The organism is Methylophilus sp. 'Pure River' (assembly GCF_046765995.1).
Classification (GTDB): Bacteria; Pseudomonadota; Gammaproteobacteria; order Burkholderiales; family Methylophilaceae; genus Methylophilus.
On sequence record NZ_JBKOUE010000006.1, the window covers coordinates 1 to 19,265 of the forward strand.

The window sequence follows — 19,265 nt, forward strand, 5'->3', positions numbered from 1 at the left end:
TTTACCACTCATACTGCACCTTTCTTTTATTGCCATTATTACGGCTTAAAGGTGTCTAGTAAATTAGTGGCGATTCATACCGTGGTGACCATCCAACGACCACTTGAATAACCTCCCCACGATATTATGAAAAGCTAGATTGATATCGCGGTTCGCATTACCCGCAGCAAATCAAACCATAGGAAGAATGTGTTTTTTTGCTGCGAGCTGGGCTTGAGTTTTGGTTTCTTGTCTGTGGTGACTTGGATCTGTATTACCAGCTACTAAAGCACAGGCATCACCACGCTTACCCCTAGACTGAGCCAGGGTAACTTAGGGGTAAATCCCGAGCGAGATTGTTTTCTCTTTACCATCTAAACGGTACCTCAAACGCCACCATTTACCACCGTTTGGATTGACTATTAAATACAAGCCGCGCTCATCATAGAGCTCGTATGGTTTTTCGCCTAGTTTTGCATTGCATAAGACTGTATCTGAGAGTGCCATTTTGGATTCACCCCTGTTTAACACTATATGTCAAACGACGACCTTGGACTGTTTTGAACACAAAAAAGCCCGCAACTCATTGGTTTACGGGCTAAATTGAACTGCTTTTGACTTTTCTGTACAACTACTTTTGGTGCGGGAGCCTGAACCGAATGTTTCGTTTAAGACTAATATTTGAGCCATTCTAATAAAATAATCTATTACAGTTATACACTTTAATCAAAGCGACCATTAGAAACCATCAACTCAAATGATAACCTCAACTTCTAATAACCCTTGTAATACATTTCGTGAATTTTAGCTACAAACTGAGTTGAATCAATGTGTTCACACAGCGGATGTGCCAGATACACCTCGTCGATACCTAAACACTTTTTGTAATACTCTTTAGGTGCCACGCACTTTTGCTTCAATTCAAAGTAAGTTTTTTCAAAGCCAGGCTTGCCGATATCATCATATAAACTACGGAACTCATAGTCAGAGATAGCTAGTTCCTGAACAAACATGACATCTTTGGTTTTGTTGTCATATACGAATGGGGTCTTTCCTGTGTAAGCACCCATTCTGTTTTTAGCATTAACAGTGCCACAAGTAACACTTGGGTCTTGACCAGAATGAGTATCTTCAATTTTCGCAGAATCAGGATCATTCAAATACTGCAAAACCACTTTCTCAGCCTCCCTAGAGTTACCACTAAGAGGGAATTTAAAACTAACAAAAAAGTATGCTGCAGCGACAACTGAAAGAAATAAAATAACTGAACCGTAAGGCAGTTTCGAAGCTTTGTTTTTATAGCCACAGTTAGGGCAAACTTTAGCCGTATCACTTATTTCCTTTTTACACTCCTCACATGCAATCAATGCCATTCGCCCCGCCTCAGATGTATTTAGTATTAGTTTGATTCAGCAATAGAAATATTAATTTAGCTATATTAAGAATGTTATACACAAAGTTATACATGAAAAAGTGACATGTCAAGGTACGCTATGATATGAAAAAAGGCCTAGATTTTCATCTAAGCCTTTAAAATTTATTCTGCTTTGAGTCTTTTCGGTACTATTTAAAGTACTTTTTGGTGCCGGGAGCCGGAATCGAACCGGCACGCCTTGCGGCGCTGGATTTTGAGTCCAGTGCGTCTACCAGTTCCGCCATCCCGGCATGGGATATAATGTTGGACATCTCAAAGACAGCTATTATAACCATAATTTTGATTTATGAAAACTCTAGATTTCGATTTTTATCTTCCCGCACACTTAATTGCACAACACCCACTGCCCAACCGTTCAGAAAGTCGCCTGCTCGAGGTCAATGCCATACAACAAACTATCCAGGACAGTTATTTCCGACAGATTGCCGATCACTTTGAAGCTGGCGATGTACTAGTCCTCAATGACACCAAAGTGATCAAAGCCAGGCTATTTGGGCAAAAAGCCACTGGCGGCCAGATTGAGGTGATGATAGACCGCGTACTGTCTGAGCAAGAGGCTTATGCGCAAATCAAGTCTTCACGCTCGCCCAAAGCAGGTAGCTTGCTGCATTTATCGGGCGATTATCAGGCAGAGGTATTAGGCAGACAGGCCGATATGTTTCATATCCGCCTGCTGGGCAATGAGTCATGGTATGACTTTTTGGAGCAATATGGCCAGTTGCCGCTGCCGCCTTACATTGAGCACAAGGCGGATGCCGCAGATGATACGCGTTACCAAACCGTGTTTGCCAAACATGCGGGGGCAGTAGCTGCACCGACGGCTGGCCTGCATTTTGATGAAGCCTTGCTACAGGCGCTTATCAACAAAGGCGTGCATGTGCGCTACGTGACGCTGCATGTGGGCGCAGGTACTTTCCAGCCAGTGAAAGTGGACAATATTGCCGAGCACCATATGCATAGCGAGGTTTACCATTTGCCTGAGGAAACGATTAATACGATTTTGAGCGCACGCGCCAATGGCAAACGCGTTACGGCAGTCGGCACCACTTCGCTACGCACACTGGAAAGTGCGGCACATGTGGGCAAGTTGTTTGCGCATCATGGTGACACCAATATTTTTATTACGCCTGGGTTTGAGTTCAAGCTGGTGGATAGATTAATCACTAACTTTCACCTACCGAAAAGCACTTTGATGATGCTGGTTTCTGCGTTTGGCGGCTATGATTTGATGCGCAAGGCTTATGCACATGCGATTGACCAGTCTTACCGTTTTTTCAGTTATGGCGATGCCATGCTGATTACGCGCGTGCCGTCAGCAAAATCTTAAACTTGCACGTTAAAATAGAGTCTATCAATCACCAATAAAAACAGGATGACGGAGATATGCAATTCACCCCAAAAACGTTGAGCGCACTGGCACTCTCTTGCCTGACGCTCATCGCCCATGCTGAGATTCTGCCTGAGGCAGAAGTCGGCGTAAAAATCCCGTTGGTCAAAAAGCCAACCACACGTCCAATGTCAGTGGCCTACCTGCCCAGCAATCAACACTATTACATTGCCGATGGTGGCCTGGCCCCGATGGGCAGTGAGTTCGAGGCGCCAATTTCAAAGTCTGAGGTGCATGCGTTTACGGCAGACGGCAGCTATGTCAACTCAGCCAAACCTGGCTACGACAATCGCTCTCTGTACTACAACCCGAATTCTGGCAAGCTGGAAACCATTACCTACAATATCTCCAGCGCGGTAGGTTTTTCACCCAACACCGGCATTTATAGCCTGGATGTAGGTGATAAAGGCGAGCTGTTAGGCACCTCGGGCGATGTGGCGCAGTTTAACCCTGCCTTTGGCGATGCGGGCACCATGCCCAGCTACGACCCGGCCAGCAAGCATTATTATGCCAAGCAGGACAGAGGCAACCTGGTATTTGTGGTCGATGCCAAACAGCGTGAGAAACTGCAGGAAATCAAACTCGATTTCGCCAAAGCACAAGTGGCGCATGACGACGTGAGCGACCATTACATTGCGTTTACTGGCGTGGCGGGCAATGAGTTGGCTCTGCTCGATGTTGACCATAAAGCGGTATTGATTTTTGACCTGAATGGCCAGTTTGTCGGCAAAAGCGCGTTGCCTGCCACCATGAAGTTACGTTCACAAAACCACTTCAATGGCTTGGGCTATACCAACGGCATGATGTTTATCTACCACGAGCCAGAAGGTGAATTTGGCACCTATTATGGCTTTAAAGTGGTCAAATAGGTTTGAACGACAATAATAAAAAACCGCGCCTAGGCGCGGTTTTTTTATTATCTGTTTTATTCGATTATTGACTGGCAACATTCAGCTTGGGTGTATCTAAAGCAGGCGCATAATGCCAGTGATTACGCCAGGCACCCACAACCAGGTTCGGATATTCAGGTTTGCCAAGGCTGCCGTTATAACGACCAAGCGCGCGGTAATAATCACCACGTTCAATGTCCAGATAATGCCGCAATATCGTACAGCCATAGCGCAGATTTAAGCGCATATCAAACAGGTTATGTTCGTTGGTGCCTATCGACTTCACCCAGAATGGCATCACCTGCATATAACCACGGGCGCCCACACTGGACACCGCATATTTCTTGAATCCACTCTCGACTTGAATCAGGCCTAATACCAACTGCGGATCCAAACCGGCACGCGTGGCTTCATAATGGACCGACTTGAGGAAGTCTTCACGGTATTGTGCGTCGGGGATACGCTTGGTCAGGCGCGCAGACATTTCTTGCAACCAGAGTTGCGCCGCTTGCTCTGAGTCAAACAATAAGCGCGGCGCGGCCAGGTCACTGACAGACTTTTGCATCAGCGCCTTGACGCTATTGGCCAGTGGCACCTCTTGCTGATGGCCAGCCATGGTCGGGGCTGACCATGCACAGAGGCCAATCAGCACACACACAAAAGAGAAAAAGAATACTTTTTTCATCCCGTCCATTCTAAGCAATATGCACGCGCCAGAAGCGCAAAACAGAGGGATGAACGCCCTCTAATTACTGACCAAGTTTGTCACGCAAAAACGCCACGCATTCAGACACTTGCAAGTTTTGTGCCTCCGCGTCAGTACGGCCTTTGTATTCTACTTTGCCTTCAGCCAAACCACGGTCACCAATCACCACACGGTGCGGAATACCCATAAGATCGCTTTCGGCAAACATCACACCCGGACGCTCGCCACGATCATCCAGCAACACATCCACGCCTGCTTGCTGCAATTGAGCGTAAAGGTCAAACGCCGCCTGTTTCACGGCCTCGCTCTTATCGAGGCCAATCGGGCAAATCACCACGGCAAATGGCGCCATGCTCAGTGGGAAAACAATGCCTTTTTCGTCATTGCCCTGCTCAATCGCCGCGCCCACAATACGTGACACGCCGATGCCATAACAGCCCATTTCCATCACTTGCGTCTGACCATTTTCGTCCAGATACGTCGCCTGCATGGCTTCGGAATATTTGGTGCGCAACTGGAAAATATGGCCCACTTCAATCCCGCGGCACAAGTCCAAAGCACCTTTGCCATCCGGGCTGGCATCACCAGTCACCACGTTGCGGATATCAGCCACCACGGCTGGCTCTGGCAAGTCGCGACCAAAATTGACCCCGGCCAGGTGGAATTTAGGCTTATTGGCGCCACAAACAAAGTCACTCATCAGGGCAACGGTTCTATCTGCCACCACGCGCACGTTGGCGTTGACGCCGACCGGACCAATAAAGCCAGGTGGGCAGCTCAGGTTAGCGCGAATTTCTTCTTCGGTCGCCAGGCGGAAGTCCTTCACGCCATCAATCTTGCCAAATTTCACTTCGTTGAGTTGATGGTCGCCTCGCAACAAGGCCAGCGTAAATACGTCATCCACCATCAGCGCAACAGATTTAACGGTTTTGCTCACAGGCACATCCAGCAACTTGGCGACGTCTTCGCAGCTCGTTTGCTTAGGCGTATCGACCTCGCGCATCGCTTCAGTCGCTGCCGCACGGCTGCCCGTAGCAACCGCCTCAGCCAACTCAACGTTAGCCGCATAATCAGAGTGTTCACAGTAAGCCAGTGCGTCTTCGCCGCTGTCTGCCAGCACGTGAAATTCTTGCGAACCATCGCCGCCAATCGCGCCAGAGTCGGCCTTCACGGCACGGAACTTCAAGCCCAGGCGCGTAAATACATTGCTGTAAGCCGTGTGCATGCTGTTGTAAGTATTTGCCAGACAGTCTGCACTGGTATGGAAAGAGTAAGCATCTTTCATCAAAAACTCTCGCGCGCGCATCACACCAAAACGTGGGCGGATCTCGTCACGGAACTTGGTCTGGATCTGGTAGAAATTCAAAGGCAACTGCTTGTAGCTGCTGATTTCCTTACGCGCGATGTCAGTAATCACTTCTTCGTGGGTTGGGCCAAAGCAGAAATCACGCTCATGACGGTCCTGGATTTTCAGCATTTGTGGGCCAAACACCGCCCAGCGGCCGGTTTCTTCCCACAACTCTTTTGGCTGCACCGCTGGCATCAACAGCTCTAGTGCGCCAGCCTTGTTCATCTCATCACGCACAATGTTTTCTACCTTGCGCAGTACACGCAAACCCAGCGGCATCCAGCTATACAAGCCACTGCCGAGCTTTTTGATCAACCCGGCACGCACCATGAGTTTATGACTGATGAGTTCAGCGTCCGATGGAGCTTCTTTCTGGGTGGCGATGAAAAATTGTGAGGCGCGCATAAGAATAACTTTTAATTAAAATCCAAAAGCGGGATTTTAGCCTTATTCGCTGACGGCGTCACTCGCGCCTAGTCCGTGGCGAGCTCTTTTTGCTGTGGACGTTGCAGGATAGGACTGTCGGTAGGGATATACCCCTCTTTCCAGGTCGCCATGGGTAAGATGGTGGCCGGAAAGCCATTATCGTAGAACCAGCTATCGACGGCGTATTCGGCCTTGGTGGCTTGTTCACGGATGGCGGCCGTACTATGTGGCCAGCCGGTAAAAAAGAACTTACGGGTGCGGGTATCCAGAATCTCGTGAAAGCGGATCAAACCGGCCTGTTGCATCAGGCGCATATAGGTCGTGCTATTGATGGCTTCGTCGTTGCAGTCTTGCTGATGCAGGTAGTCACTATTGTTGAAGGTGCCAGCGCGGTCAGCGGCAGTGCCGATCTTGGTGCCCACCATGTCTTCGAGCGCACCGATTGCCTTTGAAATCGCCTCACGCTCTGCCTCTGCATTGGCTGGCAGCGGCGAGAATATATGTACGACATTGTCCCACTCTGCCCCAGTCAGTTGCAGGATGTCGGACTGTACACAGCCTCCGCCTTGGCAAATCTCAAATGCAGTCAGCGCAGGCTTGGTGTGGTAGATACGGTAGATATCATTCAGGTCAGCGTGTGCTGGCGTGCCCACAAACAGGCACACAAACAAGAAGCTGAGTACACGCTTGCTAGAGAATGAGGACGCGGTTGGAGAGTTCGTTACGAGGCACGGCTTCGGGCGGAAAGTGCGCAGCCAGTTGTTCGCCAATCGCTTGTATGCCATGCACCACACCTGCTTCAAACTGCCCACTTCTGAACATCCCTTCCATTTGCTGGCAGATTTGTTGCCAGCCTGCGTCTCCGACGTGCCGGTGTATGCCACGGTCGGCCACGATTTCAACATCGTGGTCAGCTAGCAGCAGGTAAATCAACACGCCATTATTATGCTCGGTATCCCAGATATTGAAATGACCGAATAAATTGATCGCGCGTTGCCGCGGTTTCAAGCCTCGAAGGATAGCATACGCAGGTAAGCCAGATTCAATCACGACGCGGATTTCACCTGCGTGGTGACGCTCACTTTGCGCAATCGCTTGCTCTATGTGGCCGAGTGCCTGGTGAGAGAACAACGCGTTCACATGCCTTGGATGACTCCAGGCATGCTTTAACCAGCGTTTTAAAGGATGTGTCGGTTTCATAATATGTGTTACCAATCTCCGGAGGCACCGCCGCCGCCAAAGTCACCACCACCGCCACTGAAGATATCCGTGCCTCGGCTGCCGCCAGAATAGCCGCCCAAACCACCGGGATAACCGCCGTAACCTGAACCGCCCCCGCGCCCACCCATGGCCAGCGTGAACACAAAGGCCGCCAAGCCGATCAGCCCCATAATCAAGGCTGTCGCGCCTAACCAGCCCGCCAAGCCACCCAGCAAACCGCCGGTCACCAGGCTACCAGGAAAATCGCCCAGCATGCCCTTAAAGATCGCACCGCCGATAATCGCCGCAAACATTAAAATAGGCAGCATGCTCATCCAGTCATCAGCATGCGCCTGACGCGCTTGTTTGGTGGGGGCTGGCAACTGCTCGCCTTGAATCAGTTTAATCAAGGTATCTGTCGCCAGATTCAAACCCTGGTAAAACTGGCCTTGTTTAAACGCGGGCGTCATTTGCTCACTGATAATCCGCTTGGCAATCGCATCGGGGATCGCGCCTTCCAACCCGTAACCCACTTCGATGCGCATTTTCCTGTCGTTTTTAGCGACGATAATAATGACACCATCATCCTCTTTGTCACGGCCGATTTTCCAGGCGTCGGCCAACCGGATACCAAACTGTGCGATTTCTTCTGGCTGGGTAGTGGGCAACAACAATACGGCCACTTGCGAGCCAGCCTGTTGCGAAAACTGGCTGAGCTTTTGGTTGAGCGCCGCCTGCTCCTCGGCAGACAAGGTCTGCGTCAAATCCGTCACCGCAGTTTGCAGTGGCGGAATATCGACCAGGCCATCGGCTGCCTGGCTGGATGCAATGCCAAACAGCAAGCACCCGGCAAGCAATAAAGATTTCCAGCGAACAGCCATGGTTAGCGATTACTTGCTATCACCAAAATCCACTTTAGGCGCAGATGAAATCGCTTTTTCGTTTTCAACCGAGAATGAAGGCTTGGGCTGGTAACCAAACATCATGGCAGTTAAATTATTGGGGAAACTACGCACCGCCACGTTGTATTGTTTGACTGACTCAATATAACGGTTACGTGCCACAGTCACACGGTTTTCAGTACCTTCGAGCTGCGCCTGCAAATCGCGGAAGCTGGCATCGGCCTTGAGGTTAGGGTAGTTTTCAGATACAACCATCAACCGTGACAAGGCGCTGGTCAACTGGCCTTGCGCTGCCTGAAACTTGGCAAACGCATCCGGGTCATTGAGCAACTCAGGCGTCACTTGCATGCTGCCCACTTTGGCGCGCGCCTCAGTCACTTCGGTCAGCACTTTTTCTTCGTGGCTGGCATAGCCTTTCACTGTAGACACCAGGTTAGGCACCAAATCTGCACGACGCTGATACTGGTTTAACACTTCAGACCAGTTAGCCTTGGTTTCTTCATCCAGACTTTGAAACTGGTTATAGCCGCAGCCAGAAAGGCTTAAAGTCGCTACCAGCAACAACATGTTTAATAATCGACGCATGTCAGACTCCAGTCAAAAAACATTAAATTCAAACAAAAACCTTATTCACCTGCTAGATGCGGGCTAGGCCAGATTTCTTCAAGCCGCCACTTCCGCATATTTCGCCAGCAACAAACACAGATCCTGCCAGACTTCCCGCTTTAACAAAGGATTTTCCAGCATGGCCTGCGGGTGATGGGTAACCACCACCTGCCTATCACCATCAGTTAATATTTTGCCGCGAACGGCAGCGATTTCAAGATGATCTGCCCCCAAAAACCGGTTAGCCGCATCCAGCCCAAACAGCACACAAAAACGGCTGTCTACCTGCGCCGAGACTAATTGTTGCTGATACAGTGTCACCACTTCCAGTGGCAGTTGCAAGGCACGCAAAATATTTTGCAGCAACTGCTGGCTCTGCGCATCCTCGGTCTGCGAGCAATAGAGCAGCCATGGCGTTTGCACCAGCAGTTCGACGGCGACTTCAGGCAGAGGCTCATTCACCTCTGGCAAAAGTGCCTGTGGCGCCTGTTCAAATTCAATAGAGACTGGCACTTCCAGCTCAACCACCTCAGGCGTCGCAGCCTCGACAACCGGCTCAGCAACCACCTCTACAGCGACCTCAGCCACCAACGGAGTCGCCACTGCTTCAACAACGGTTGCCGCCTGCAAGCTTGTAGGCGCAGGTACGCGCGCACGCCAAACTGGCAGCAACTCTAATTCACGCAACATATCTTCGCGGTTAAGACTCACCTGGCACTCCCGTTCACAAGGCCAACCCCATTAAGACGGCATCTTCACGACCGCTGTTGGTTGGATAATAATTGCGGCGAATACCCATCTCACAAAATCCCATGGACTCATATAAGGCAATCGCTTTGGTATTGCTGATGCGCACCTCGAGGAACATATTGGCCGCCTGATGGCGTTGTGAAACCGTGATCATATGCGCCAGCAAGATACGCCCCAGGCCCTGTCCCTGAAACGGCTTGGCCACACTTACATTCAGCAGGTGCGCTTCGTCCAGTACCATCATCACCAGGCCGTAACCCACAATCTCCCCGGCAACCTCCATCACCCAGGCGCTGTAGCCTGCATTCAGCGAATCGTTGAAATTCCCCAGCGTCCAGGGGTGACTGTAAATCGTCGGTTCAATGCGGCTAATCGCGGCCAGATCGTCATAAGACATCGGGCGGAATGTCACGTGATGTTGGGGCAAGGCGCTCATATCGCTTACAGCGTTTGTCCTTGCGCACGCTCGGCCGCAGTCAACGCCACACGGTTACGCACATACAATGGCGCAGCTTGCTGCGCAGTTTGCGTCTGTCCTGCAGCAACCAAAGGCTGAGCCAACGCCAACATGACGCTGGCCATAGGCATCACCTCGGGTAAGACACTGACAAGCTGCCCGGCATACTTTTCAGACAATGCCTGCTCAAAGACGCGCCAACCAGATCCTGCACCTACCCAGCCTGCGCCCTCAACCACAGGGACATCGTGCGGCTTGCACACTACAGGCGGCAATACCTCCAGCCAGCCATTCGCCTGCCGAACAAGTGCGGCGTGATAAACCTCGCCCATACGCGCATCCAGGCAAACCAGCACTTTCTCCGCCTGCGATGCCTGCCAGGCAGTCTCGGCCACCGCCTGCACTGAGCTAATGCCCACCACGGGTAAGTTAGCGCCAAAGGCCAAACCCTGCGCCACACCCACGGCGACGCGCACCCCGGTAAAAGCGCCCGGGCCAGTACCATAAACGAGACCATCCAACGCAGATAACTTCACACCCGCGGCAGCCAGCAGGCGCTGGATTTCCGGCAAGATGCGCTGTGACGCCGCCGGGCCGGTGACTTCATCAAACGTGCTGAGCCCGGCCTCGGTTTGCAAGGCAAGCGATAGAGTTTCGGTGGAAGATTCGAGTGCGAGTAATTTCATCATAGAGGGCGCCAAGCCGCTATTTTGCCATAAGGAAGGCCCCTCATGCAGCGATTACTTGCGATCTCCCAACCTTGAACCAACACCCCCACCATGATAATATTAATAATAATCAATCTCATTATCAAATTGATTGTTATTATTTAAAAAATATTCTATGGAGAGGTTCATGTATCGTCACTTATTCGCCACACTGGCATTTATCGCAACCATGGGGTTCGCCGGGCAAGCTGCCGCGCTGACCACCCCTTACACAGAAACATTCATCGACGGTCTTTCCGGCTGGACCACTGGTGCCAACCCTAACCAGATCGTCGCAAGCGGCGGTGCTGATGGTGGCTCCTACCTGAGCACCACTGCCAGCCCAACCGCCAGCGCATTTGGCGCAGTCTCCGTACTGTTCCGTTGCGAGAGCGCAGCATGCAGCGATGGCGCCTTTCAGGGAGACTGGCGCGATGATTTGGTCTTAAGCTGGTATTTCCGTCACGATGCCGATATCGCACTGCAAGTCTATGCTCGCATTGCCGCCCCAAGCAACAACCCTGGCGCGAGCGCCATCGTCTCCACCTGGGTACAACCAAACACCTGGACACGCATTGACCTGGTCATTGATCCATCCAACCCGGCATTCACCAGCTTCTCTGGCCAATCGTTTGATGCGGTGTTTGATGAAGTTGGCCGCGTACAACTAGGCCTCAGCCTGCCAGCGGGCTTTAGTGGCAGCAACCTGCGTTTTGACCTAGACTCAGTGAGTATTTCTACCGTACCAGAGCCAGAGTCTTATGCATTGATGGCAGCAGGCTTATTGTTGATGGGTGTTGTGAGCCGTCGTAAGCAAAAATAATCATTAGCGCGACTTGAAAAGGCGTTGCAACAGCGAATATGCTGCTGTGACGCCTTTTTGTTTATTGAGGTGTGAGTAAGGTTATTGTTTGAATGTGACGCTAGTGGTTTGTCGCGATTCGTTTCGCCTCTCGGCGAGTCACTTTCTGGTGCTTGTCCCCCAGAAAGTAACCAAAGAGGACGACACCCAGCCACCACGGCCTAAAGGCTCCCTTGCGTTGCTCAACAAAATAAGCCGGTCACGAAACTCATCCTAGCGGGCTGCAAACTACGCAGCCCACCGCGGGATTCGAACAGTCGCTCCCTCTACTCTTATTTTGTTTCCGCTACTCAGCGTGATGAATGGGATTTATCTCATTTAAGCAACAGTGTAGAAACTGGAACGGTTAAAAAAACATATTCTTTCCTCTTCCATTCGCTAACAGTGGCAGTCGCATGGTGTTCGGGGTCCCCATCTGCCGCGCCGAGCAACGCAGGGTTGACGGGAGTTTTCGGCCATCGGCTGTCCGAGTTCCGCAACAAGCCACGAAGTGTGTGGCTTGTCAGGGCGAGTTTCGATGGACGCCCGGCAAGCCGAGTAGCGCAGGAAATAAGCGGAAGCTGGGGTGCACTTTCTTTTGGTTACTTGTTCTTTGGGCAAGCAAAGAAAAGTAACTCGCTGAAAAAGCGAAACAATACACCTAACCAAAACACAAACCTAAGAATGACCTTCTTAGCCCATCCACACCACGCTAGTAACTATGTCGATCTTCAGGAAAGCTCCCCGCCTTCACTGCCTGCACATAATCCACCACCGCCTGCTGCACACTCCCCGCCTGCTGCAAGAAGTTTTGTGCAAATCTTGGTGCTTTGTAATCTTGCGGCGCTTTATCTGCCGTGCCGGTATAAATCCCCAGCAAATCCTGCAATACCATCACCTGGCCACTACAGCCAGCGCCTGCACCTATGCCTATGGTTGGCACACCGATGTGCTGTGTGATATGCGCAGCTACCGCCGCAGGCACCATCTCAAACAACACCATATCCACCCCGGCCTGCACCATGGCCTGTGCATCGGCCAGCATAATTTGCGCGCTTTCTTCAGTCTTGCCCTGAATTTTATAGCCACCCAGTTTTTCGACTGACTGCGGTGTAAAGCCCAGATGCGCACATACGGGCACACCATTTTCGACTAGGTAACGTGCGGTCTCAACCATGTCGCCACCGCCTTCGATCTTGACGATATGCGCACCTGCCGCGATTAATGTCTGCGCATTAGTGAGTGCTGTGGTTTTATCATGTTCATAACTGCCTGCCGGCATGTCACTCATGATCACAGTGGCTGACGCGCCTTTAGCCACCAGGCGGGTGTGGTAAATCATGTCTTGCATGGTGACGTCCAGCGTATTGGCAGCGCCTTGTACAACCATGCCCAGTGAGTCGCCCACCAACAGCACGTCTACACCAGCCAATGCCAGCAATTTAGCAAAGGTGGCGTCATAGCAAGTGAGCATGGCAATTTTCTCGCCCGCACCTGCTTTTGTGAGAAGGGTATTCAGCATCTGTTTCCGCCATCAACCTGTCAACACGGGCCGATGATGGTGGCCCACACCGCCAGGTTGAATTAAAAGTTGGGGTTAAAGTATTCGCGGCTGCTCTTAATCTGGCCAATACGCTCGATCAGCAAGTTAAACGCTTCCGGGTCTTTAATAATATTGAGCTTTTCGTTATTCACGATCAGCAACGGTGAGGCATCGTAGCCGTGAAAAAATTCACTATACGCCTCGGCCAGACGCGCAATATACTCACGCGGCATGTCTTGCTCATAGCTGATATTGCGCTCTTCAATGCGGTCCATCAGCGCATCGACCGGCGTTTGCAGATACACCACCAGATCTGGCTTGGGTGCTTTGAGTTGCAAGTGCTGATAGATCTGGTGATAGAGCGAATACTCTTCGTCATCGAGGTTGAGGCGCGCGAACAGTGGGTCCTTTTCGAGAAAGAAATCAGACACCGTAGGCTGGCCAAACATATCGCGCTGTGCCATATCTTCAATCTGGCGCGAACGCTGGAACAAAAAGAATAACTGCGTAGGTAGGGCGTAACGCTGCGCATCCTGGTAAAAGCGGGTCAAAAACGGATTGGCTTCAGCTTTTTCAGACAGCAATTCGACTGAAAACTTGTCGGCCAGCATGCGCGCCAATGTGGTTTTGCCACTACCAATCGGCCCTTCAATCACAACATAAGGAAAACGGGTAAACATGGTGGTTGCTCGTTCAGCGGATTTAATTCGGATTCAGTTTGCGCACGTCATCGTGCGGGTGTTCTGTTGTCCATTCTACAACAGTCTGTCCTTGTGGCAGCATAAAGTCGGGCACAATTTCAGCCAGTGGCAAAATGACAAAGCCACGCTCATGCATGCGCGGATGCGGTAATTTCAACAGCTCGGTATCTAGCTGTATGCCGTCATAATCCAGCAAGTCCAGGTCCAAAATACGCGGCGCATTAGGGAATGGACGCTCGCGACCAAAAGTCTGCTCAATATCAAGCAACAACTGCATCAATTGCGGCGCCGGCATCTCGGTCGCTACCTGCACCACGGCATTGATAAAGTCGGGCTGGTTGTCATATCCCACTGGCGCTGTCGCGTACAGGCTGGAGGCTTTTATCAAGCTTAAGCCAGGCGTGCTGGCCAATACCGCAATGGCTTTGCTGACCTGCGTTTCCGGTTGCTGCAAGTTGCTGCCCAGTGCAATCAGGGCAGTCGCCATCAAGCAGACTCCCCGCCCACAGGCTTTTTCTTGCGCGGTTTGCGGCGACGTTTTTTCGGCCCGCTTTCCGGCAGTAACATTTCTGTACGCTCATCGGTGCCGGCATCGGCAAAGCGTGTCCACCAGTCGCCCAGCTCTTGCGGCAATTCGCCAGAAGCACAGCGTAGCAACAAGAAGTCATACCCCGCGCGGTATTTGGGGTTGGTCAACAAGGCATAAGGGCGTTTGCCAGAGCGCTGCTCAAAGCGCGGCTGCATCACCCAGATTTCCTTCATAGTCGCGGTATAGCGATTGTGAATCGCCATTTTTTCGGCCTGCTTATCGATCACTTCATTCATCGCCTCATGCAAGGCCGGAATGATATGCTCGCCGCGCTTCTGGTTTTCTTGCCAGGCCTGCAACACCTCATGCCACAGCAAGGTTGCGAACAAGAAGCTCGGGTTGGAAGACTTACCGGACAAAATACGCTCATCGGTATTTTTCAGCGCCAGCATGACAAATTTCTCACCCAGCGGCTGTTCCAGCACCACGTCCAACAACGGCAGCAAACCGTGATGCAACTGCTGCGCGCGCAGGGCATTGATGCTCTCAATGGCATGGCCGGACAGGAACAGCTTGAGCATCTCATCAAACAAGCGGCTCGGCGGCACATCTTCGAGCAGGTCAGCCAGTTTGCGTATCGGTGCTTCTGTAGCGCGCTCCAGCTTCAGGCCCAATTTGGCCGACAAACGTACCGCGCGCAACATGCGCACCGGATCTTCCTGGTAACGCGTGACGGGATCGCCAATCATGCGCAAGGTTTTGGCGCGGATATCAGCCACACCATGATGAAAGTCCAGCACTTCCTGGCGCTTGGGATCGTAATACAAGGCATTGGCAGTGAAGTCACGACGTACCGAATCTTCCTCAATACTGCCGAACACGTTGTCGCGGATGATGCGGCCACTGTCGTTGGTCTCAGCATCGCCATCACTCAGGTGATGGCCGCGAAAGGTCGAAACTTCTATCGTCTCATGTCCCCACAGCACATGCACCAGCCTAAAGCGGCGGCCAATAATGCGCGAGCGTCTAAACACCTTGTGCACCTGCTCAGGCGTGGCATTGGTCGCCACGTCGAAGTCCTTGGGCGGATGATTGAGCAACAAATCTCGCACCGCACCGCCGACAATATAGGCCTGAAAACCGGCCTTCTGCAGTTGGTCGCAGGTCTTGAGTGCCGCCTGGCTAATATGCTTCTGGTTGATCTTATGTTTGCCCACCGGGATGATTTGTGCCGCGGGCAGTTGGGTGTGGGTATTCGCGCTGGCACGACGACGGAATACTTTTTGCAGTAATTGTTTAATCATTCGTTTTTTGCATTTCGAGCGCCAGCCTGGGCTGCGCTACAGTTTATGTTGGTTATTCCACAATACGTCCGGCACCCCTGCCTGCCGGTTAAGCGTGCGACAGAGGACAAACAGTAAATCAGACAAGCGGTTCAGGTATTGCAACGACACAGGTGTCACCGGCGATTGCGCATGCAAGGCATGCAACACCCGCTCGGCGCGACGGCAAACCGTACGCGCCAAATGACAGACGGAGGCTGCGCGGCTGCCACCCGGTAAAATAAATTCTTTTAACGGGCTAAGGTCTTCATTCCATGCATCCAGCGTCAGCTCTAAAAACGTCACTCGCCCGGCCTGGATAAAATGATGTCCCGGCATACATAACTCACCACCCAGGTCGAATAAATCATGCTGAATCGCCAGCACACTGTCACGCACATCCTCTGCAACATCCTCAACCAGCAACATGCCGAGCACCGCATTCAGCTCATCGACATCGCCCATGGCCTCCACACGCAAGTCAGATTTTGCCACGCGCGAGCCGTCGCCCAACCCGGTGGTACCGCTATCGCCAGTACGCGTGTAAATCTTGCTCAGCCTGTTGGCCATGCCTGACACCTGTCTAAAATCCGATATAATCCGGTCATTATAAATCATACCGTGCCATTTCGATGTGCTCAGCGATTGCAGTCAATGCCCCCATCGGGGTGATGGATTCCGGGGTCGGCGGCCTCAGCGTGCTCAAGCACCTCACAAGCCAACTTCCACACGAGCATTTCATCTACTTTGCTGATAGTGCACACGCCCCCTACGGCAACAAAACCGCCACAGAAATCCAGCAACGCTGCGAAATTGTCGCCAACACCCTGATCGACCAAGGCGCCAAAGCCCTGGTCGTTGCCTGCAACACCGCCACGGCCGCCGCCATCGGCAGCATGCGCCAACACTACGCCCTGCCGATTATCGGCATGGAACCCGCCGTTAAACCCGCGGCAGCCGCCAGCAAAAACGGCATCATCGGCGTACTCGCCACCACCGGCACCCTGCAAAGCGCGCAATTTGCCGCCCTGCTTGAGCATTATGGCCAGAACGTGCAAGTTGTCACCCAAGCTTGTGTTGGATTAGTGGAATGCATAGAACAAGGCCAATTGGATGCACCGCAGACACAAGCCTTATTAAAACAATATTGCCAACCACTCATGGCGGCCGGTGCGGATACCATCGTGCTCGGCTGCACGCACTACCCGTTTGTACGTCAATATATTCAAGAGATTGTTGGGCCGAATGTCACCTTGATCGATACCGGCGCTGCCGTGGCGAAGCGTTTGCAACAGGTGTTAGAGCAAAGACAAATGCTCAATGCAGCAACGGAAGCTGGCGATTATGTGTTTTTAACGAGTGGAACGGAAGAGACACAACGGGTGATGCAGCAATTGTGGAGTCAAACTGCTTATTAAAGTGTAATAGAAAGAGATTCTGTTGAATTTGCATGCTTTGGCGAGCTTCAGCTAGCATTTTCTTTCGCCTTGTTGGCGAGTCACTTTCTGGTGCTTGTCCCCCAGAAAGTAACCAAAGAGGAAGACACCCAGCCATCACGGCCTGCGGCTCCCTTGCGTTGCTCAAATTAGGACTTTCGTCCGTTGCTTTGCTGGACTTAAGCATAAGCCGGTCACGAAACTCAACCTGGCAGCTCACACAAAACGTGAGCTGCTGCGGGATTCAAACAGTCGCTCCCTCTACTCTTATTTTGTCTCCGCTACTCAGCGTGATGGAATGGGATTTATCTCGCCAAACTGGCACTGCCTAAATTAGGACGGTTTAAAAACCAGACTTATTTCTTAAAATCAAAAACCGTTGCGCTCAGTAGGTGTTCGGGGTCCCCATCTGCCGCGCCGAGCAACGCAGGATTGACGGGAGTCTTCGGCCATCGGCTGTCCGAGCTCCGCAACAAGCCACGCCTTGTGTGGCTTGTCAGGGCGAGTTTCGATGGACGCCCGGCAAGCCGAGTAGCGCAGGATAAAAGCGGAAGTTGGGGTGTCTTGTTCTTTGCCTTCTTTCTTATGGACAAGCATAAGAAAGAAGGGTCGCCAAAAAGGCGAAATAGATAGTTCATCAAACAACCTTCACTTTGAGCAGCAAAGAAACTCGCCAACAAGGCGAAACAATACACCTCACCAAAGCACAACTTTTACAACACATCCAAATAAAGCCTAAACGCTGCCCTACACCACAATCAATCCAACAAGCACAGGCTATTCAACCATCTAAAGAATCATTTTTTCAAACTCGCCCAATTCACGTGCAAAACCCACAAACAAAAAACCCACGCAATGCGTGGGTTTTTCTACTTAATGGTGATGCACCTGCGTCCCCGGCTTCAACTTATATTTAGCCCCGCAATACGGACAAGACACTTGCCCCGTTTTCGCCACATCCAGAAACACCCTTGGATGTGCATCCCACAAAGGCGTATCTTTGGTTGGGCAATGCAATGGCAAGTCTTTGCCGTCTACTTCAAACTCTTTGACATCAGACATTCAAACTCTCCAGCAAACAGGCAGTTGCCAATCAGTTAAACCAAAGTCAGCCAATGTGCGTACTTGGCATTTCTGCCTTTCACAACATCAAAGTACATGCTTTGCAGTTTTTCGGTGATCGGGCCACGCGTGCCAGCACCAATCGCACGGTTGTCCAGTTCACGGATAGGCGTCACTTCAGCCGCAGTACCGGTGAAGAAAGCTTCATCAGCGCTATACACTTCATCACGCGTAATACGTTTTTCGATCACTTCCAGGCCGAACTCTTCTTTCGCCAGGTGGATGATAGTGTCGCGGGTGATACCTTCCAGCGCTGAAGTCAGGTCTGGCGTATACAGTTTGCCGTTACGGATGATGAAAATGTTTTCACCGGAACCTTCAGCGACAAAACCGTCCACGTCCAGCAACAGGGCTTCCTGGTAACCATCTTGTGCGGCTTCCTGGTGCGCCAGGATGCTGTTCATGTAGTTGCCGTTGGCCTTAGCCTTACACATGGTGATGTTCACGTGATGACGTGCAAATGAAGACGTCTTCACGCGGATACCTTTGGTAATCGCTTCTTCACCCATGTACGCACCCCAGCTCCAGGCACCGACGATCACGTGCGTGGACAAGGTTTTGGCGGAGATACCCATGGCTTCTGCACCGTAAAACGCCATTGGGCGCAGGTAGGCAGACTCCAAGTTGTTTTCACGCACCGCAGCTTTTTGCGCTTCTGAAATCGTCTCTTTATCAAACGGCATTTTCATGCCCAGGATATGCGCACTGCGGAACAAGCGGTCAGTATGCTCTTTGAGGCGGAAAATTGCGGTGCCCTTGTCGGTTTTGTAGGCACGCACCCCTTCAAACACGCCCATGCCGTAGTGCAGGGTGTGGGTTAATACATGGGTGGTGGCGTCACGCCAGTTGACCATTTTGCCGTCGTACCAGATAACGCCGTCACGGTCTGCCATCGAACTCGGTATTGCCATTTAAACTCGCCTTTAATCCGTCAGTCATCAAAAACCAGTATTGTAAACTAATCTGCGCCCTTTTCGC

At 51.6% G+C, this 19,265-nt stretch carries 22 protein-coding genes and 1 tRNA gene; 4 read left to right on the forward strand and 19 right to left on the reverse strand.

Annotated elements, in window-relative coordinates; genetic code table 11:
• Window positions 1-312: 312 nt before the first annotated feature.
• The 3 genes from ACIDE9_RS08225 to ACIDE9_RS08235 all read right to left on the reverse strand — a co-directional run bounded on the left by ACIDE9_RS08225 (window position 313) and on the right by ACIDE9_RS08235 (window position 1,644).
• Window positions 313-486: an Arm DNA-binding domain-containing protein gene (locus ACIDE9_RS08225; protein ID WP_411994051.1), complete on the reverse strand. Its 174-nt coding sequence runs from the start codon at window positions 484-486 to the stop codon at window positions 313-315.
• A gap of 266 nt (window positions 487-752) precedes the next feature.
• Window positions 753-1,352, reverse strand: a complete 600-nt coding sequence (locus ACIDE9_RS08230) for a hypothetical protein (RefSeq protein ID WP_411994052.1) — start codon at window positions 1,350-1,352, stop codon at window positions 753-755.
• A 207-nt stretch (window positions 1,353-1,559) separates the two neighbouring features.
• Window positions 1,560-1,644: transfer RNA gene (locus ACIDE9_RS08235), tRNA-Leu, on the reverse strand.
• Window positions 1,645-1,700: 56 nt separating this feature from the next.
• On the opposite strand from ACIDE9_RS08235, the gene queA reads away from it, so the two are divergent.
• A complete protein-coding gene (gene queA, locus ACIDE9_RS08240) occupies window positions 1,701-2,741 on the forward strand; it encodes a tRNA preQ1(34) S-adenosylmethionine ribosyltransferase-isomerase QueA (RefSeq protein WP_411994053.1) in 1,041 nt (346 codons plus the stop codon).
• A 56-nt stretch (window positions 2,742-2,797) separates the two neighbouring features.
• Window positions 2,798-3,670: a hypothetical protein gene (locus ACIDE9_RS08245; protein ID WP_411994054.1), complete on the forward strand. Its 873-nt coding sequence runs from the start codon at window positions 2,798-2,800 to the stop codon at window positions 3,668-3,670.
• A 64-nt stretch (window positions 3,671-3,734) separates the two neighbouring features.
• Here ACIDE9_RS08245 and ACIDE9_RS08250 read toward each other — a convergent pair whose 3' ends face one another.
• From ACIDE9_RS08250 to tsaB, 9 genes are all read right to left on the reverse strand, one after another.
• On the reverse strand, window positions 3,735-4,376 hold the full coding sequence (locus ACIDE9_RS08250) for a lytic transglycosylase domain-containing protein (protein WP_411994055.1): 642 nt from the start codon (window positions 4,374-4,376) through the stop codon (window positions 3,735-3,737).
• A 64-nt stretch (window positions 4,377-4,440) separates the two neighbouring features.
• The gene (locus ACIDE9_RS08255; protein ID WP_411994056.1) at window positions 4,441-6,150 is read right to left on the reverse strand and encodes a proline--tRNA ligase; all 1,710 of its coding nucleotides are present in this window, start codon (window positions 6,148-6,150) and stop codon (window positions 4,441-4,443) included.
• Between the two features lie 68 nt (window positions 6,151-6,218).
• Window positions 6,219-6,836 (reverse strand): hypothetical protein, encoded by a 618-nt coding sequence (locus tag ACIDE9_RS08260; RefSeq protein WP_411994057.1) that lies wholly within the window; start codon window positions 6,834-6,836, stop codon window positions 6,219-6,221.
• Window positions 6,837-6,861: 25 nt separating this feature from the next.
• Entirely contained in the window at window positions 6,862-7,371 is a 510-nt protein-coding gene (locus ACIDE9_RS08265; protein ID WP_411994058.1) for a TPM domain-containing protein, read from the reverse strand.
• An 8-nt stretch (window positions 7,372-7,379) separates the two neighbouring features.
• Window positions 7,380-8,252, reverse strand: a complete 873-nt coding sequence (locus ACIDE9_RS08270; RefSeq protein ID WP_411994059.1) for a TPM domain-containing protein — start codon at window positions 8,250-8,252, stop codon at window positions 7,380-7,382.
• 9 nt (window positions 8,253-8,261) lie between these two features.
• Complete coding sequence (locus ACIDE9_RS08275; RefSeq protein ID WP_194754750.1) at window positions 8,262-8,858, reverse strand: LemA family protein; 597 nt, start codon at window positions 8,856-8,858, stop codon at window positions 8,262-8,264.
• Between the two features lie 78 nt (window positions 8,859-8,936).
• The gene (locus ACIDE9_RS08280; protein ID WP_411994060.1) at window positions 8,937-9,590 is read right to left on the reverse strand and encodes a hypothetical protein; all 654 of its coding nucleotides are present in this window, start codon (window positions 9,588-9,590) and stop codon (window positions 8,937-8,939) included.
• Window positions 9,591-9,603: 13 nt separating this feature from the next.
• A complete protein-coding gene (rimI, locus tag ACIDE9_RS08285) occupies window positions 9,604-10,065 on the reverse strand; it encodes a ribosomal protein S18-alanine N-acetyltransferase (protein ID WP_411994061.1) in 462 nt (153 codons plus the stop codon).
• 5 nt (window positions 10,066-10,070) lie between these two features.
• Window positions 10,071-10,772, reverse strand: coding sequence for a tRNA (adenosine(37)-N6)-threonylcarbamoyltransferase complex dimerization subunit type 1 TsaB (tsaB, locus tag ACIDE9_RS08290; protein ID WP_411994348.1), 702 nt, complete (start codon window positions 10,770-10,772; stop codon window positions 10,071-10,073).
• Window positions 10,773-10,941: 169 nt separating this feature from the next.
• Between tsaB and ACIDE9_RS08295 the strand changes: the two genes are divergently transcribed.
• Entirely contained in the window at window positions 10,942-11,616 is a 675-nt protein-coding gene (locus ACIDE9_RS08295; RefSeq protein WP_411994062.1) for a PEP-CTERM sorting domain-containing protein, read from the forward strand.
• Window positions 11,617-12,346: 730 nt separating this feature from the next.
• Here the strand turns inward: ACIDE9_RS08295 and panB are convergent.
• The 5 genes from panB to ACIDE9_RS08320 all read right to left on the reverse strand — a co-directional run bounded on the left by panB (window position 12,347) and on the right by ACIDE9_RS08320 (window position 16,299).
• Complete coding sequence (panB, locus tag ACIDE9_RS08300) at window positions 12,347-13,156, reverse strand: 3-methyl-2-oxobutanoate hydroxymethyltransferase (RefSeq protein ID WP_411994063.1); 810 nt, start codon at window positions 13,154-13,156, stop codon at window positions 12,347-12,349.
• Between the two features lie 62 nt (window positions 13,157-13,218).
• Window positions 13,219-13,857: a deoxynucleoside kinase gene (locus tag ACIDE9_RS08305; protein ID WP_194754753.1), complete on the reverse strand. Its 639-nt coding sequence runs from the start codon at window positions 13,855-13,857 to the stop codon at window positions 13,219-13,221.
• A gap of 22 nt (window positions 13,858-13,879) precedes the next feature.
• On the reverse strand, window positions 13,880-14,365 hold the full coding sequence (folK, locus tag ACIDE9_RS08310) for a 2-amino-4-hydroxy-6-hydroxymethyldihydropteridine diphosphokinase (RefSeq protein ID WP_411994064.1): 486 nt from the start codon (window positions 14,363-14,365) through the stop codon (window positions 13,880-13,882).
• Entirely contained in the window at window positions 14,365-15,711 is a 1,347-nt protein-coding gene (pcnB, locus tag ACIDE9_RS08315) for a polynucleotide adenylyltransferase PcnB (protein ID WP_411994065.1), read from the reverse strand. Before pcnB ends, folK begins: the two co-directional genes overlap by 1 nt.
• A 36-nt stretch (window positions 15,712-15,747) precedes the next feature.
• Entirely contained in the window at window positions 15,748-16,299 is a 552-nt protein-coding gene (locus ACIDE9_RS08320; RefSeq protein ID WP_411994066.1) for a cob(I)yrinic acid a,c-diamide adenosyltransferase, read from the reverse strand.
• Between the two features lie 62 nt (window positions 16,300-16,361).
• On the opposite strand from ACIDE9_RS08320, the gene murI reads away from it, so the two are divergent.
• Window positions 16,362-17,147 (forward strand): glutamate racemase, encoded by a 786-nt coding sequence (gene murI / locus ACIDE9_RS08325; protein ID WP_411994067.1) that lies wholly within the window; start codon window positions 16,362-16,364, stop codon window positions 17,145-17,147.
• An 891-nt stretch (window positions 17,148-18,038) separates the two neighbouring features.
• Here murI and ACIDE9_RS08330 read toward each other — a convergent pair.
• Both ACIDE9_RS08330 and ACIDE9_RS08335 read right to left on the reverse strand, forming a co-directional pair.
• Complete coding sequence (locus tag ACIDE9_RS08330; RefSeq protein ID WP_019883330.1) at window positions 18,039-18,227, reverse strand: zinc-finger domain-containing protein; 189 nt, start codon at window positions 18,225-18,227, stop codon at window positions 18,039-18,041.
• A gap of 35 nt (window positions 18,228-18,262) precedes the next feature.
• Window positions 18,263-19,180, reverse strand: coding sequence for a branched-chain amino acid transaminase (locus ACIDE9_RS08335; protein ID WP_411994350.1), 918 nt, complete (start codon window positions 19,178-19,180; stop codon window positions 18,263-18,265).
• Window positions 19,181-19,265 lie beyond the last annotated feature (85 nt).

Excerpts from the sequence above, each read along its gene's own strand:
- ACIDE9_RS08225 (WP_411994051.1), bottom strand. The coding sequence starts at position 486 with ATGGCACTCTCAGATACAGTCTTATGCAATGCAAAACTAGGCGAAAAA.
- ACIDE9_RS08230 (WP_411994052.1), bottom strand. The coding sequence starts at position 1,352 with ATGGCATTGATTGCATGTGAGGAGTGTAAAAAGGAAATAAGTGATACG.
- queA (WP_411994053.1), top strand. The coding sequence starts at position 1,701 with ATGAAAACTCTAGATTTCGATTTTTATCTTCCCGCACACTTAATTGCA.
- ACIDE9_RS08245 (WP_411994054.1), top strand. The coding sequence starts at position 2,798 with ATGCAATTCACCCCAAAAACGTTGAGCGCACTGGCACTCTCTTGCCTG.
- ACIDE9_RS08250 (WP_411994055.1), bottom strand. The coding sequence starts at position 4,376 with ATGAAAAAAGTATTCTTTTTCTCTTTTGTGTGTGTGCTGATTGGCCTC.
- ACIDE9_RS08255 (WP_411994056.1), bottom strand. The coding sequence starts at position 6,150 with ATGCGCGCCTCACAATTTTTCATCGCCACCCAGAAAGAAGCTCCATCG.
- ACIDE9_RS08265 (WP_411994058.1), bottom strand. The coding sequence starts at position 7,371 with ATGAAACCGACACATCCTTTAAAACGCTGGTTAAAGCATGCCTGGAGT.
- ACIDE9_RS08270 (WP_411994059.1), bottom strand. The coding sequence starts at position 8,252 with ATGGCTGTTCGCTGGAAATCTTTATTGCTTGCCGGGTGCTTGCTGTTT.
- ACIDE9_RS08275 (WP_194754750.1), bottom strand. The coding sequence starts at position 8,858 with ATGCGTCGATTATTAAACATGTTGTTGCTGGTAGCGACTTTAAGCCTT.
- rimI (WP_411994061.1), bottom strand. The coding sequence starts at position 10,065 with ATGAGCGCCTTGCCCCAACATCACGTGACATTCCGCCCGATGTCTTAT.
- tsaB (WP_411994348.1), bottom strand. The coding sequence starts at position 10,772 with ATGAAATTACTCGCACTCGAATCTTCCACCGAAACTCTATCGCTTGCC.
- ACIDE9_RS08295 (WP_411994062.1), top strand. The coding sequence starts at position 10,942 with ATGTATCGTCACTTATTCGCCACACTGGCATTTATCGCAACCATGGGG.
- panB (WP_411994063.1), bottom strand. The coding sequence starts at position 13,156 with ATGCTGAATACCCTTCTCACAAAAGCAGGTGCGGGCGAGAAAATTGCC.
- ACIDE9_RS08305 (WP_194754753.1), bottom strand. The coding sequence starts at position 13,857 with ATGTTTACCCGTTTTCCTTATGTTGTGATTGAAGGGCCGATTGGTAGT.
- folK (WP_411994064.1), bottom strand. The coding sequence starts at position 14,365 with ATGGCGACTGCCCTGATTGCACTGGGCAGCAACTTGCAGCAACCGGAA.
- pcnB (WP_411994065.1), bottom strand. The coding sequence starts at position 15,711 with ATGATTAAACAATTACTGCAAAAAGTATTCCGTCGTCGTGCCAGCGCG.
- ACIDE9_RS08320 (WP_411994066.1), bottom strand. The coding sequence starts at position 16,299 with ATGGCCAACAGGCTGAGCAAGATTTACACGCGTACTGGCGATAGCGGT.
- murI (WP_411994067.1), top strand. The coding sequence starts at position 16,362 with ATGTGCTCAGCGATTGCAGTCAATGCCCCCATCGGGGTGATGGATTCC.
- ACIDE9_RS08330 (WP_019883330.1), bottom strand. The coding sequence starts at position 18,227 with ATGTCTGATGTCAAAGAGTTTGAAGTAGACGGCAAAGACTTGCCATTG.
- ACIDE9_RS08335 (WP_411994350.1), bottom strand. The coding sequence starts at position 19,180 with ATGGCAGACCGTGACGGCGTTATCTGGTACGACGGCAAAATGGTCAAC.